The organism is Corallococcus sp. AB038B (genome assembly GCF_003668955.1).
Taxonomy (GTDB): Bacteria; Myxococcota; Myxococcia; order Myxococcales; family Myxococcaceae; genus Corallococcus; species Corallococcus exiguus.
Genome location: NZ_RAWO01000010.1, coordinates 22,286 through 35,200, shown reverse-complemented (window position 1 = coordinate 35,200; position 12,915 = coordinate 22,286). Strand labels below are relative to the sequence as shown.

Below are 12,915 nucleotides of genomic sequence, written 5' to 3'. Positions count from 1 at the left end.
CGCTCCGATCCACATCGGACCGGGTGTAGTACAGTCCCTCGATCAGGAACGCCTCTTCCGGCAGCAACCGTGAAGCGCGCGTGAGCCGGTCGATTGGAGGCCCAGCGCCCCCTCCAGCCACCACCGCTTGAGCCGCTCAAAGAACATGGGCGGAATCTCCCCCTGAAACCATGGGCCCGCGGTGCGGAGGCCTTCAGGACAAGTCCAGGGTTCGGTCCGAGCCGCCACGCTGAGCGCGTTCAAGGCAAACTTCTCAGTCGAGGGCCTCAAGTCCTGTCCACTCGTCATGAACATCCGCCTCCCACCGCCGGGAGCGCCAGCATCCATTTTCCCATTGAAGGGTCAAGAAGCACTGCCCCGCCGGGGCCACCCGCTTCTTATCAACGAAGAAGAAAACAAGGGCCCACACCTCGACGTCGCCACTCTCCACTTGGGTCACTTGCAGTTCCACGACACGTTCAACCATCACCCCGGGACACGGTGACGACCTGGCCTCCGTGAGCGTAGCGCCGGCAGCATCGTTACCGAGCCTCTCACTGCCCTCGACAAACTGAAGCGTTCCGCCCAGGAAGTCAGACAGTGCGAGCAGCCACACCTCACGCGACGACCAAACGTCCGCAACCCGCATGCCCATCGGATTCACTCCATCTGCCTTTGCGACGCCCGCTTCTTTATCCCCTCAGCCCATTCCCGGTAGCACTTCTTAAGCATGGGCCGCACCGGCTCCGCGCTCAGTGCCATCAAGGCATCTGCCAAGGCCATCGAGTCGCTGGCATCCATCCACAGTTCGATAGCGTTGTACACGTCATGCGCACACTTCCGGCCCGCCAGGGGATAAAGCCTCGCCATCAAATATCCCGCGACACGCGGCTCCACATCCATGGCAGCCTCGAGAAGCAGCATGAGGCGTCGCACGAGTTCGTAGTCTTCTGCATGCAGCCCGACCTGCTTCCTCAGCCCATCGAACAGGGACGCTCCGCCCCCATCGTCCACAATCTGAGCAGCCGCTGACAACACGTCGGAGCGAGGTGGACCCTCAACCCACTCAGAGGCCACGAGCCGGATGGAGTCCTGGTCCTCAGTGTGCTTGCTCATCGCCGAAAAGTTCCGTTCTGCCTCTGGAAGGCGCTGGAGAAGCACGCGACGACGTCATCCGTGACGCCCAAGCTCGACGACAGTCCCCGCTGGCATTGCGTTTCCATGCAGGTACCAGACGCCACGCCAGAACACCCAGGGTGAATTGAAGTACATCGACCACTGAATGGGGCTGGCGCGATAGACCTCCCAGCTCTCCCGGGTGAAGGATTGACCATTGGGCAAGACCATCAGGAGGATTTCCTTCGTAGCGTCGTCTCCCCGGACCCGATGCGTAGGCGCCCACGGACGCGTCCGATCATCAGCAGGATGGCCCGGCTCGGTTTGACGAAGTTCCTGCTCATGGCGGAAGCGCTCAATCCATCGCTCCTGAGCCTCATCCGCTCGCCGGATGGCCGCATCCTGCTGTTCCGCGGGCATGTGCTCAAGCCCGGGAACAAAGATCCCATTCAGAGAGTCATCCGGAGGCATCTTGGCACCACAGGCGGAGCACGCCTCATTATCGACAGACCAGGCGCCACACACTCCGCACTCGAATTCCACACCTGGGATTCGCACGCGTTCGTCCTTTACCAGCGGTGCGCCTATCGACCGGCGTCCGGACCAAGCACCCGGTGGGCGCACCGGAAATCGACTGAGCCCATGGGACCTGCGGCCTCCTGGTTCCAGGCCTCCCGTTCCCTGTTGAATGCTCGGCGAAGATCGATCCCCTTCTCTCCGTAGCAAATCGACAAGTCGCGCGCGGTCTTGAACAGGAACTCTCCCTGACCCGACGGCTTGAAGTATCGAGCAATCACCCGCTCCGGTTCACCGTAAGCGCGGACCCGATCCTCCACATCTACGCAATACGATAGCGACCACCCATCCCAGCAAGCCCGTGCAATTTCGTCGGTCCTGATTTTGATGACGCCGTCTCCCAGCACACCCCATCCGGGTACTACCGCATCAAGCAACACGTCAAGCAGCGGAGGGCCCCGCCTTACGCCGGCTGCACCGCCTACTCCGCAATCCATCGCATGGACGATTCCAGCTCGCAGGTCTCGAAGTAACGACGCATCGCCAGGAGAGCCTGCGCGGATCCTGCGCACAGGCTTTTGGGGAAGATGCCTTCCTGTCCCCCAGTTGTCAGACGGACCGCCTCGCCGTCATCCGCCGCCGCTGACGTCAGCGTGAATATCTCGGGGTAACGGTGCACTGTCACAACATACAGTCCACCGCCACCACCGACAATCATGCCGTGGTCCTCTTCGTCAGCCTCCAGCGTCAACAGGGTGTGCCGCCTGGAATCCAACGACCGAAACGCGCGCTCAACCTGCTCCCAGGTCGGGGCGTCCGTCTCTTCTTCGCGGAGGCGATTTCCCGCCCAGTCATCAACCGACAGCGAAATGACTCGCATATGTCCTCAGCACACTGACACTCCCTTTTCGACACGAGAGCTGACTCGATGGTCCCGAACAAGTCCGTGCCCTGGCAATGGCAGTCCCCGCCACTCGCATATGACAGGAACGCGCGAAACTGACGTCATCCCAGCAGCGCCTTTCCTTCTGGGCCGGATCCCGCCAGCCCCACTCACACTCTTCGCAATGGAGGTAGAGGGAGCCGTTCTCGAGCTCCCGCATGATGAACAGGCGCCCCTGGCCACGGCACCTGGAGCAGGTCGTATACCCATAGGTGGTCATGCCCGACGGCTCTCAACCCGGACGGCGGCGGCATCTTCGCTCACGGGGATGGCACGCCTGGATTCACGGGCTTCCCGTCCCGATATGCGTAGCGCTCGGCCACCCGTCCGACAAAACGCTGGATGCCTTCAGGCCCCAGTTGAGGCACCTCCGGTATCCCCCAGCGCCTTTCAGCTTCGTAGACAGAAGTGTCCAGCGGGTACGCGACAAGCTCTCCGGAGAGGTGCTTCTCCGCCAGCCACGCGTCCGCGAGGGCCTTCCGGGAGAAGACCGCGGTCACCTGGACGGCGCCCTCCCCCGTGAAGAGCCAGACACAATTGCGCGCCATCCTGCGCCGGAGATGGCGGTCCTCCGGCAGCTCCCGCGTCACGAACTCGGTGTTCACGCCCAGGGCGCGAAGCGCGGCGACGACCGCGGACGGGTCCGGAGGATCCGCGATGACTACCGAATACTTCATCGCTTCACTCCAGCGCAGCATGAACCGAAGCCCCGCCTCCGATTCGAAGGCCCAGTGAAACTCCCGGCCTCCGGCTGTGCACAGCGAGTCCTCCTCGATGAAGCCGGGCTCGCCAAGCGGCCGGAGTTCTTCCCGGGTCGAAGCGAACGTGACGACCCGGTCTTCATCTTCATAGGTAATCGCTACAGGGAAGGACACCGGTCGCATTGGGAGCACCCCTGCTCGGGACATCACCTCCCACCTCCATACACGCCCGGCGACATGCCGCGAAGGGTGCAGGCGCACCCTCCACACGGACACGTGACGTCGGGCCGCGGGAAGGACCGCTCCAGGGGTCTGGCGCGGACTTCCTGCGCCCTTCGCAAGTCCGACAGGCGGACGCGGAGCTCAGGCCCGCGCTGCGTCGTCGTACGACACGCGCAGGCCGTCGTGCGTCACGGTGATGAACGGGCGGCCCATCCAGCCGCAGTGCGTACAGACCGCGTTCGGACCGGTCGCGGTGACCCGCACCGGCAAGTCCGACTCGCACACGGGGCACCCGGCAGGCAGGGTGTATTCACGGGTCTGGGAATGAACTCCGGTCATGTCTTCAGGGGTAACGCAGCCTCCGGACGCCGCAAGGCGCCGCCCCGTTCCGCCTTCCCTGAAACATGCGACGCAGGCCTGTTCGTCTGTCTTTCCGCCACACCGGGCGCCCGCTCCCCTGCCTACTCCCGAACGCCTGATTTTCGGATGATCGTTGAGCGATGAACGGTTGGGCCCCCGTCCCGAATGTCTCGGGCCGGAGGATTCATGGACCGGACGAAGTCTCTTTCGCTCGCCGCCCTGGCTGCCCTTTTCGTGGGGGGCTTCGCCTCGGGTGACGCGCTCGCCCTGCCGCGTGATCCCTACCTTCAGAAGGTGGGCCCCGACACCGCCACCGTGGCGTTCCGGCTGTCGTCGAACTGCTCCAGCGCCCAGGTGCGCTACGGCGTGGGCAACACCAGCCAGACGGTGAAGTCCTCGGCCACCGCGAAGATCCACGCCGTGGTCCTCACCGGCCTGTCGCCCGCCACCTCCTATACGTACTCCGTGGACGGCTGCGGTGAGACGACCCCGGCGAAGACGTTCAGCACCGCCCCCGTGCCCGGCACGCGGCGCGTGCACTTCGCCGCCGTGGGCGACTTCGGCACCGGTGGCAGCGACCAGAAAAAGGTCGCCGCCTCCATGCTCACCAACAAGCCGGAGCTCTTCGTCGCCCTGGGTGACAACGCCTACGCGTCCGGAACCGAGACCGAGTTCCAGACCAACCTCTTCACCCCCATGGCCGCCCTGCTCGCACAGGTGCCCATGTTCGCCACGCCCGGCAATCACGAGTACGTGACCAACGAGGGCCAGCCCTACCTGGACAACCTCTACCTGCCCACCAACAACGCGGAGGGCTCGGAGCGCTACTACTCGTTCGACTGGGGACACGTGCACTTCGTGTCCATCGACTCGAACTGCGCCGTGGGCCTGGCGTCCGCGAGCAAGTGCACGCTCGCCGCGCAGAAGGCGTTCGTGGAGAAGGACCTGGCCGCCACCACGCAGCCGTGGAAGGTCGTCTTCTTCCACCACCCGTCCTGGTCCAGCGGCGAGCACGGCTCGCAGCTCACCATGCGCCGCCAGTTCGGCCCCCTGTTCGAGAAGTACGGCGTGGACCTGGTCCTCACCGGCCATGACCACGACTACGAGCGCAGCAAGCCCATGCTCGGTGACGCCGAGGCCAGCAAGAACGAGACGGGCATCCCCTACCTCGTCGTCGGCGGCGGCGGCGCCACCCTGCGCACGTTCGCCACGTCGCGCCCCTCCTGGAGCGTCATCCGCGACGACGCGGCCCACGGCTTCCTCGACGTGGACGTCGTCGAGGGCAACCTCACCGCGAAGCTCGTGAAGACGGACGGCGGCACGCTGGACTCGTTCACCCTCTCCAAGACGCTCCCCGCGCAGCCCGAGCAGCCCCAGGGCACGCTGAACGTCGCCGTCAACACCGCCAGCGGTGCCGCGCCCCACACGGCCTCGTTCACCGCGACGGCCTCCCAGTCCGGCGCCACCGTCACCTGGGACTTCGGCGACGGCGCCACCGCTGAAGGCCCCCAGGTCCAGCACGTCTTCGCCCAGGCCGGCACCTACACCGTGACGGCCAAGGCCACCGTCCAGGGCGCCGCCCCGCTGACGGCCACCACCGTGGTCACCGTGACGTCCAACGGCACCACCGACCCTGGCACCGACCCCGGCACGGGTGAGGACCCCGGCACCACGCCGTCCGACCCCGACCCCCGCCCCGAGATTCCGGGCACGCCCACGACGCCGGGCGTCACGCCGGGGGATGACTCGAACGGGGGCGGTGGCTGCGCCGCCGGCCCGTCCGCCGCCCTGATTCCCGCCGCCGCGGCCCTCGTGGCCGGGCTCGTGCGCCGCCGGCGCCGGAACCGCTGAGCTCCCCGGAGGCGGACCGCACGAACTTGTCCGACTGTCGGACAGGTTTTCGGCCCCCGCCGGGGAGGGGCGGACCCAACGGAGGTCCGAAGCCCCAGCCCCCCAGCGGCTCCCAGACGCCTCCGGCCGGTCCCTCCAGGGCCTTCCGGGGGCGTCTTTTGCGTTACTCGCTTGTCAACGCTACCCGGGGATGCAAAGGCCCCATGCGACATGGCCACGACTCGTAAGCCTGGACCTTCCCGCGGCGGCCCCCCCAAGTCCGGCGGGCCCCGCACGTCCCGCCCTGGCGCGCCGAAGAAGCGCAAGGACGCCGGTGGACGCGCCGACAAACCGAAGATGAGCCGCGCCCAGCATGAACGCGCGCGCCCCAACCCCAACCGCCCCCTGCGCGAGGACCTGGTCCTCCAGGCGTGTCTGGAGGCCTACGGCGGCGTGCGCCGCGAGGGCCGCCTGTCCGACCGCGCCCTGGAGTTCGTGCTGCGCCGCAAGACGGCCCTGTACTCCACCGAGCGCCGCGCCGTGGCCGAGCGCGTCTACGCACTCCTGCGCCGCCAGCGCACCGTGGACTTCCTCCTGGAGAAGTCTCACAAGAAGTTCGACGCCCTGGACGCCACGCGCCAGGACGTCATGCGGCTCGCCGCGTCCCGCATCCTCCACGGCGAGGACCCCACCTACGTCGCGCGCTCCAGCGGGCTCACCGGCCCGGACGTGTCCGTGCTCGACCGCCTGCCGGACGCCGCCGCAGACCTGGACGCCCTGCCGGAAGCGAAGCGCTTCCCCATCGCCGCGTCGCTGCCGGACTTCCTCGCGGACCGCTTCAAGGCCGTCTTCGGCAAGGACGCCGCGCGCGCCGCCGAGGCCATGAACGAGCGCGCCCCGCTCATCGTCCGCGCCAACACGCTCAAGGGCGACCGCGCCCAGCTCCAGGAGCGCCTGGCCGCGGAGGACGTGGAGTCCACCAAGCCCACCGCGCTGTCCCCCTTCGGCCTGGTGATGGAGACGCGGCTCAACCTCTTCTCCCTCCAGGACTTCAAGGACGGGGGGTTCGAGATCCAGGACGAGGGCAGCCAGCTGTTGGGCATGCTCGTGGACGCGCCGCCCACCCGAGTGGTGGACGCGTGCGCGGGCGCGGGCGGCAAGACGTTGCAGCTGGCCGCGCAGATGAAGAACCGCGGCGACCTGCACGCGCTGGACGTGGACGAAGGCCGCATGGAGGACCTGCGCAAGCGCGCGCGCCGCGCCGGTGTGCACAACGTGCGCACGCAGATCATCCCCCACGAGGGCCCGGACGCGGACGCCGCGCTCACGCCGCTGAAGGGCCTGGCGGACCGGGTGCTGGTGGACGCGCCGTGCAGCGGCTCCGGCACCTTCCGCCGCAAGCCGGACGCCCGCTACCGCCTCACTCCGGAAGACCTGGAGATGCACGTGGGCCGGCAGAAGGCCCTGCTCGCGCGCTTCGCCATGCTGGTGAAGCCCGGCGGCCGGCTCATCTACGGCACGTGCAGCGTGCTGCGTGAGGAGAACGAGAACGTGGTGGAGGACTTCCTGTCCAAGCACCCCGACTTCAGCGTGCGCCCCGTGGCGGAGGTGTTGGGCGCGGAGCTGGGCGCGAAGCTGGGGCCCGGCCCCTTCTTGCGGCTGGCCCCGCACACCCACGGCACCGACGGCTTCTTCGGCGCCGTGCTCGTCAAGGCGAAGTAACCCCGCCGTCCCCCCAGGAAGAAAGGCCCTCCGTCCATGTCGCTCGTCGTCCACTACCGCGTCGCCATGCCCCGCCCGCATGCGCACCTGTTCGAAGTGGAGGCGAGCTTCCCCGCCGGGACGGACTTCCTCGACGCGGTGATGCCGGTGTGGACGCCGGGCAGCTACCTGGTGCGCGAGTACGCCCGCCAGGTGCAGGACGTCACCGCGCAGGGCCCGGACGGCCAGCCCCTGCCGGTGCGCCGCGTGGACAAGCGCACGTGGCGCGTGGACGCGCGAGGGCAGGCCGTCACCCTGCGCTACCGCGTCTACGCGAACGAGCTGTCCGTGCGCACCAGCCACCTGGACGGCAGCCACGCCTACTTCAACGGCGCCACCGTCTTCCTCTACACGGAAGCCACGCGCACCCTGCCCCACCACGTCACCGTGGACGCGCCGGAGGGCTGGCGCACGTTCTGCGCGCTGGACTCGGAAGGGGCCACCTTCCACGCGCCGGACTACGACGCGCTCGTGGACAGCCCCTTCGAGGTGGGCCCGCACACGCCGCTCACCTTCACCGCCGCGGGCGTGCCGCACGAAGTGGTGGTGTGGGGCGACAGCGTGCCGGACGCGGACCGGCTGTGCGCGGACATGCAGCGCATCTGCGAGGCCCAGGCGCGCATGTACGAAGGCCTGCCGCTCAAGCGCTACCTGTTCCTCGTCTACCTCACCGACAAGGGCCGCGGCGGGCTGGAGCATCAGGCCTCCACCGCGCTGCTCTTCCCGCGCACGGGCCTGTCCTCGCTCCGGGGCTGGGAGGATTTCCTCACGCTGGTGGCGCACGAGTACTTCCACCTGTGGAACATCAAGCGGGTGAAGCCTCGCGCGCTGGTGCCGTTCGACTACTCGCAGGAGAACTACACCACGCTGCTGTGGGCCTTCGAGGGCGGCACCGCCTACTACGACAACCTCTTCGTGCGCCGCGCGGGCCTGATGTCCCCCACGCGCTACCTGGCCCGGCTGGGGGAGACCTTTTCCCTGCTGCACTCCACTCCGGGCCGCCGCGTGCAGTCGCTCACGGAGGCGTCGCTCGTCAGCTGGGTGAAGCACTACCGCCCGGACGAGCACTCCACCAACAGCGCCATCTCCTACTACCTGAAGGGAGAGGTGGTGTGCGCGATGCTGGACCTGGAGCTGCGCCGCGCCACCAGCGACGCGAAGTGCCTGGATGACGTCATGCGGTTGCTGTGGCAACGCCATGGCGACGGCTCCGGCGTCCCCGAGGACGGCGTGGAGCAGGCCGCGAGCGAGGTGGCGGGCGTGGACCTGACGCCCTTCTTCGACCAGGCGGTGCGCTCCACGGAGGACCTGGACTACGGCGTCTTCGCGCACGTGGGGCTGGAGGTGTCCTTCCGCCTGCGGGAGGCTCCCAACGACAAGGGCGGCACGCCGCCGCGCCTCAAGGGCGAGTCCCGGCCCAAGGGCTGGCTGGGCGTCACCTTGCGCGGCTCCTCGACGCTGGCCACCGTCCCGGAGGGCACGCCCGCGCTGGACGCGGGCCTGTACCCGGAGGACGACGTGGTGGCGCTGGACGGCTGGCGCGTGGACGGCGCGGGGCTCATCGCCCGCTGCGAGGACAAGCGCCCCGGCGACACCGTGCGGGTGACGCTGTTCCGCCGCGACCGCCTGATGGAGGTGCCCGTCGTCCTGGGCCAGAAGCCCGCGGACGCCGCGTGGCTGCAGCGCGTGGAGCGCCCCACGGACGCGCAGAAGGCCGCGTTCCAGGCGTGGTTGGGGTCCCCCTGGGACGAGACTCCCGGCCCGGCGTAGGCTTTCGGGCCGCATGGCCCCTTCCCTCCCTGCCCCTTCCCCCTGCGCGAGACACCCGGACGCCGCCGCTGGCTGGCGTTGCGAGCACTGCGAGGCATTGCTGTGCCCCGCGTGCGTGGAGACCCGGCGCACGGGCACGGTGGAGTACACCGTCTGCGTCCGGTGCGAGGGCACGGCGAACGTGCTCCTGCGCCACCGCTCCCAGCGGGCCCTCTGGACCCGCGTGCCTGACGCCCTGCGATTTCCCTTCACCGTTCCGGGCCTGCAGACGCTCCTGGCCGTCAGCCTGATGCTGGCCGTACTGCGTTCGCTCGGGATGGGCGTGCGCATCCTCGTGGTGCTGCCCATGGCGCTCGGGCTGGGCGTCTTCTGGTCCGCCTTCTTCGCGCTCGTGCGCGGCGCGGCCCGGGGCGACGCGGATCCCGAGGGCCCCGGCTTCACCAGCATCGTCCAGGACAACATCGTGCCGGGCCTGCGCGGCCTGGGCGTCACCGTGGGCGTCTTCGCGCCCGCGCTCGCTCGCGCCTGGCACCTGCTGCCCTCCGTGTCCGGGTACGAGACCGTCGGGCGGATCATGCTCCCGCTGCAGGCCCTGGGGCAGCCCGTGGTGTGGGCGGACCCCTTCTTCTGGGGGCTCGCCGGCCTGGGGCTCCTGTGGCTGCCGTGGGCGCTGCTGCTGGCCGCCACCTCGCAGTCGGTGTTCACCGCCTTGAATCCCTTGCGCACTCTCGGATGCCTGCGGGCGGTGGGGCCCGACGCGGGGCTGATGACGGGCGTGTTCGTGCTGCTGGCGTGCGCCCACGCCGTGATGCACTGGGGCGCGGCCTGGGCGTTCTACCTGCCCGTGCCCTTCGTCTCCACGTGGCTCGCGGAGGCGCTCACGTGCCTGGCGCCCTTCGCCGCCGCGAGCCTGCTGGGGCTCGTGCTGTACGTGCACGGGGACGCGCTGGGCTATCTGCCCGCGCGCGACCTGCTGGAGCCCGCGCTGGGCGACACCGCGCCCCAGCGCGTGCCCGTGTCCCTTCTCGAGTCCCCGGTGCTCGAAGCCCCGGGCCCCGCCGACGCCGGAGTCGAAGCGAAGGTGGCCGAGCTGGGCGCGGCGGTGGCGGCGCGCGACGTGACGAAGGCGCTGGCGCTGTATGGCGCGCTTCACGTTCTGCCCCGCCTGAAGCTTTTGCCGTCACACCATCTGTTCATCGGACAGGCCGCGGCAGTGGAAGGAGATTTCCCACTGTCGGTCAAAGCTTTGGAAGCCGCGGCGGACACGGCGCCGGATGAACCCACCGCGCCCCGCGCGCTGGTGCTGTTGGCGCGCGTGCAGGGGGAGAAGTTGGGAAACACGGTGCGCGCGGAGGAGATCTACCGCTACATCGTGCATCGTTATCCGGACACGGAGGCCGCACGTTTTTCCCATGCGCGGCTGCCGCCCGCCGCCTGACACACGCATTGCAGCACCCGTCCCCCGGTACCAGATTCCCTGCATGGGACGGGTTGGGGGCGTGGGGATGGGAAAGCGTTTGAAGACGTATGGCGGGTTGGGGCTCCTCGTGGGCGTGCTGATGATGGGCTGTGATGACGCCCCCAGCGCGAACCGGCACGAGGACACCTGCGCGGAGCCGCGGTCGCTGCGCGTGGAGGTGATGTCGTCGGACGGCGCGTACATCCAGGGCGCCTCCGTGACGGCCACCAACCTGGAGAGCAACATCAGCATCACCGGCGTGACGGATGACCGGGGCGTCACCACGGCCATCAACGAAACGCTCGCGCCCAGCCCCATCCGAGTGGTGGCCACGGCGGGCTCGCACGTGACGCATGCGGAGCGCGTGGAGTGGACCTGTGACGAATGCCACTGCACGCCTGTTCCCGACACGGTGACGCTCCAGCTCCAGGATTGAGCCGGAAGACCCGCCAGTGAGGGCCTGCGGGCGCGGAAAATCCGCCGCCTCAGGCCGTGGGGTGGTTGTGCACACCCACCTGTGCGCGGTACCACTTACGCCATGCGTCAAACCCGCATGCGCGCGAATGCGTCGGTCCGGCTCTCCTCCAGCCTCGCCGCACGCCCGTCTGGCCTGACGGCGTGCGAGCAGGCGTGTTGTCGCGGCACTGGTGTCCCCCCACTCCAGTAAGCCGTGCAACCGCGCTACCCGCCGGGTAGGCAATCCCGAAGGTCCCCCATGTCCGCAGAGAGTGTGCAGGCGCTGCTCGAATGCTCGGTCACCGAGCTGACCGGGCGGTTCGTCACCCAGGCGCAGCCCGTCCCCCAGGGTCTGCTGGAGGCGCTGGAGGCAGACCCCCGTCAGGGTGCCCAGACGCTCGCGCGCAAATTGCGCTCACGTCAGGAGAAGAACCGGGCGGAGGGACAGCGGCTGCGGCACCTGCTGAAGTTCGAGACGGAGCTGTGGGAGCAGGGCCTGTTGAAGGTCGCGGGCGTGGACGAGGCGGGCATGGCGCCCCTCGCGGGCCCCGTCGTCGCGGCGGCGGCCATCCTGCCCCGGGGTTACAAGCTCAAGGGGCTGGACGACTCGAAGAAGATCCTGGACCCGGACAAGCGCGAGGCCCTGGCGGAAGCCCTCAAGCGCGACGTGGTGGCGTGGGCGGTGGGCCGGGCGGAGGTGGAGGAGATTGATCAACTCAACATCTACCACGCGGGTCTGCTGGCCATGCGGCGCGCGGTGGAGGGGTTGGGGCTGACGCCCGACTACGTGCTGGTGGACGCGCGCACGATTCCCCAGTGCCCGGCTCCGCAGCGCGGCATCATCAAGGGCGACTCGCTGTCGTTGAGCATCGCGGCGGCGTCCGTGCTGGCGAAGACGACGCGCGACCGGCTGATGGCCCAGTTGGACGCGCAATATCCCGGCTACGGCCTGGCGGCGCACAAGGGCTACCCCACCGCGCAGCATGTGCAGGCCATCCAGGCCCTGGGCGTGCTGCCCATCCACCGCCGGAGCTTCGGTCCGGTGCGCGAGGCGCTCGGACTGGCGCAGCCCTCCGGGCCCGTCCCGATGCAATCCGAGCTGTTCGCCGCTACTCCTGCTCCGATGGCGAAGCGATGAGCGCGGACAAGGACATCGACGGGTGGTTGGCGGAGCGAGGCGTCACGCTGATGGACGCGCGTGCGCGGGCGAGGGGCGTGTTGGAGGAGGCAGGCCTCACGCGGCCGGGCAAGGCGCGGATGAGCGAGCCCAAGCTCCTGCGAGCGGCCGAGGTGCTGTCCGAGCGCTTCTTCCAGGTGTGCGCGGATCCCGGCTGCATCCAGGTGGCCTCGGCGAGCGGCCGGGAGCCTTTGCGTGTCGAGCCCCGGAGCCACTGCGCGCGGTGCGGCGGTTCCGCCAACCGGCGCGCGGAGGTGGCGTTCCTGGAGATGTGCCATCAGCGCGGCGTGCAGCGCGTGGTGGTGGTGGGTGGCTCGCCCGCGGTGCGTGAGGAGCTGGAGGCGAAGCTGAGCGGCCCCATCTCCCTGCGCATGGTGGACGGCACGGAGCGCCGCACGGCGGACCGCGCGAAGAGCGACCTGGAGTGGGCGGACCTGGTGCTGGTGTGGGGCGCCACGGAGCTGCACCACAAGGTATCCACCCACTACACGCACCTGGCGTCCTCGCACCACCGCAAGGTGGTGCACGTGGTGCGCCGGGGCGTGGCCGCGCTGCTGGACGAGGCCATGATTCATCTCCAGCGCGCGCGCTAGGAAGCAAGGCGCACCTCGGAAGGAGGCTCCCG

Annotated in this window: 11 protein-coding genes; 7 read left to right on the top strand and 4 right to left on the bottom strand. The window is 68.9% G+C overall.

Annotated features, from left to right (window positions below):
- Positions 1 to 639: 639 nt before the first annotated feature.
- The 4 genes from D7Y04_RS30460 to D7Y04_RS30445 form a co-directional block, all read right to left on the bottom strand.
- On the bottom strand, positions 640 to 1,140 hold the full coding sequence (locus D7Y04_RS30460) for a hypothetical protein (protein WP_147477222.1): 501 nt from the start codon (positions 1,138 to 1,140) through the stop codon (positions 640 to 642).
- A 952-nt stretch (positions 1,141 to 2,092) separates the two neighbouring features.
- Complete coding sequence (locus D7Y04_RS30455; RefSeq protein WP_121761564.1) at positions 2,093 to 2,491, bottom strand: Imm1 family immunity protein; 399 nt, start codon at positions 2,489 to 2,491, stop codon at positions 2,093 to 2,095.
- Between the two features lie 323 nt (positions 2,492 to 2,814).
- On the bottom strand, positions 2,815 to 3,231 hold the full coding sequence (locus tag D7Y04_RS30450) for a hypothetical protein (RefSeq protein WP_233601643.1): 417 nt from the start codon (positions 3,229 to 3,231) through the stop codon (positions 2,815 to 2,817).
- Positions 3,232 to 3,618: 387 nt separating this feature from the next.
- Positions 3,619 to 3,816 carry a hypothetical protein gene (locus tag D7Y04_RS30445; RefSeq protein WP_121761562.1) on the bottom strand — a complete coding sequence of 66 codons (198 nt, stop codon included), beginning with the start codon at positions 3,814 to 3,816 and terminating at the stop codon, positions 3,619 to 3,621.
- Positions 3,817 to 4,023: 207 nt separating this feature from the next.
- Between D7Y04_RS30445 and D7Y04_RS30440 the strand changes: the two genes are divergently transcribed.
- The 7 genes from D7Y04_RS30440 to D7Y04_RS30410 all read left to right on the top strand — a co-directional run bounded on the left by D7Y04_RS30440 (position 4,024) and on the right by D7Y04_RS30410 (position 12,883).
- Positions 4,024 to 5,688, top strand: coding sequence for a metallophosphoesterase (locus tag D7Y04_RS30440; protein WP_121761561.1), 1,665 nt, complete (start codon positions 4,024 to 4,026; stop codon positions 5,686 to 5,688).
- Positions 5,689 to 5,898: 210 nt separating this feature from the next.
- Positions 5,899 to 7,389: an RsmB/NOP family class I SAM-dependent RNA methyltransferase gene (locus D7Y04_RS30435; protein WP_120600244.1), complete on the top strand. Its 1,491-nt coding sequence runs from the start codon at positions 5,899 to 5,901 to the stop codon at positions 7,387 to 7,389.
- Positions 7,390 to 7,425: 36 nt separating this feature from the next.
- Positions 7,426 to 9,198, top strand: a complete 1,773-nt coding sequence (locus D7Y04_RS30430; protein WP_121761560.1) for a M61 family metallopeptidase — start codon at positions 7,426 to 7,428, stop codon at positions 9,196 to 9,198.
- A 13-nt stretch (positions 9,199 to 9,211) separates the two neighbouring features.
- The gene (locus tag D7Y04_RS30425) at positions 9,212 to 10,636 is read left to right on the top strand and encodes a tetratricopeptide repeat protein (RefSeq protein ID WP_147477221.1); all 1,425 of its coding nucleotides are present in this window, start codon (positions 9,212 to 9,214) and stop codon (positions 10,634 to 10,636) included.
- 67 nt (positions 10,637 to 10,703) lie between these two features.
- Complete coding sequence (locus D7Y04_RS30420; RefSeq protein ID WP_216669168.1) at positions 10,704 to 11,093, top strand: carboxypeptidase-like regulatory domain-containing protein; 390 nt, start codon at positions 10,704 to 10,706, stop codon at positions 11,091 to 11,093.
- Between the two features lie 279 nt (positions 11,094 to 11,372).
- On the top strand, positions 11,373 to 12,251 hold the full coding sequence (locus D7Y04_RS30415; protein ID WP_120576658.1) for a ribonuclease HII: 879 nt from the start codon (positions 11,373 to 11,375) through the stop codon (positions 12,249 to 12,251).
- Positions 12,248 to 12,883 carry a hypothetical protein gene (locus D7Y04_RS30410; RefSeq protein ID WP_120594764.1) on the top strand — a complete coding sequence of 212 codons (636 nt, stop codon included), beginning with the start codon at positions 12,248 to 12,250 and terminating at the stop codon, positions 12,881 to 12,883. Before D7Y04_RS30415 ends, D7Y04_RS30410 begins: the two co-directional genes overlap by 4 nt.
- Positions 12,884 to 12,915: the final 32 nt, after the last annotated feature.

Bases quoted from the DNA above. Each gene is read 5' to 3' on its own strand.
- D7Y04_RS30435 (WP_120600244.1), top strand. From the start codon at position 5,899: ATGGCCACGACTCGTAAGCCTGGACCTTCCCGCGGCGGCCCCCCCAAG.
- D7Y04_RS30445 (WP_121761562.1), bottom strand. From the start codon at position 3,816: ATGACCGGAGTTCATTCCCAGACCCGTGAATACACCCTGCCTGCCGGG.
- D7Y04_RS30440 (WP_121761561.1), top strand. From the start codon at position 4,024: ATGGACCGGACGAAGTCTCTTTCGCTCGCCGCCCTGGCTGCCCTTTTC.
- D7Y04_RS30455 (WP_121761564.1), bottom strand. From the start codon at position 2,491: ATGCGAGTCATTTCGCTGTCGGTTGATGACTGGGCGGGAAATCGCCTC.
- D7Y04_RS30430 (WP_121761560.1), top strand. From the start codon at position 7,426: ATGTCGCTCGTCGTCCACTACCGCGTCGCCATGCCCCGCCCGCATGCG.
- D7Y04_RS30425 (WP_147477221.1), top strand. From the start codon at position 9,212: ATGGCCCCTTCCCTCCCTGCCCCTTCCCCCTGCGCGAGACACCCGGAC.
- D7Y04_RS30410 (WP_120594764.1), top strand. From the start codon at position 12,248: ATGAGCGCGGACAAGGACATCGACGGGTGGTTGGCGGAGCGAGGCGTC.
- D7Y04_RS30415 (WP_120576658.1), top strand. From the start codon at position 11,373: ATGTCCGCAGAGAGTGTGCAGGCGCTGCTCGAATGCTCGGTCACCGAG.
- D7Y04_RS30420 (WP_216669168.1), top strand. From the start codon at position 10,704: ATGGGAAAGCGTTTGAAGACGTATGGCGGGTTGGGGCTCCTCGTGGGC.
- D7Y04_RS30450 (WP_233601643.1), bottom strand. From the start codon at position 3,231: ATGAAGTATTCGGTAGTCATCGCGGATCCTCCGGACCCGTCCGCGGTC.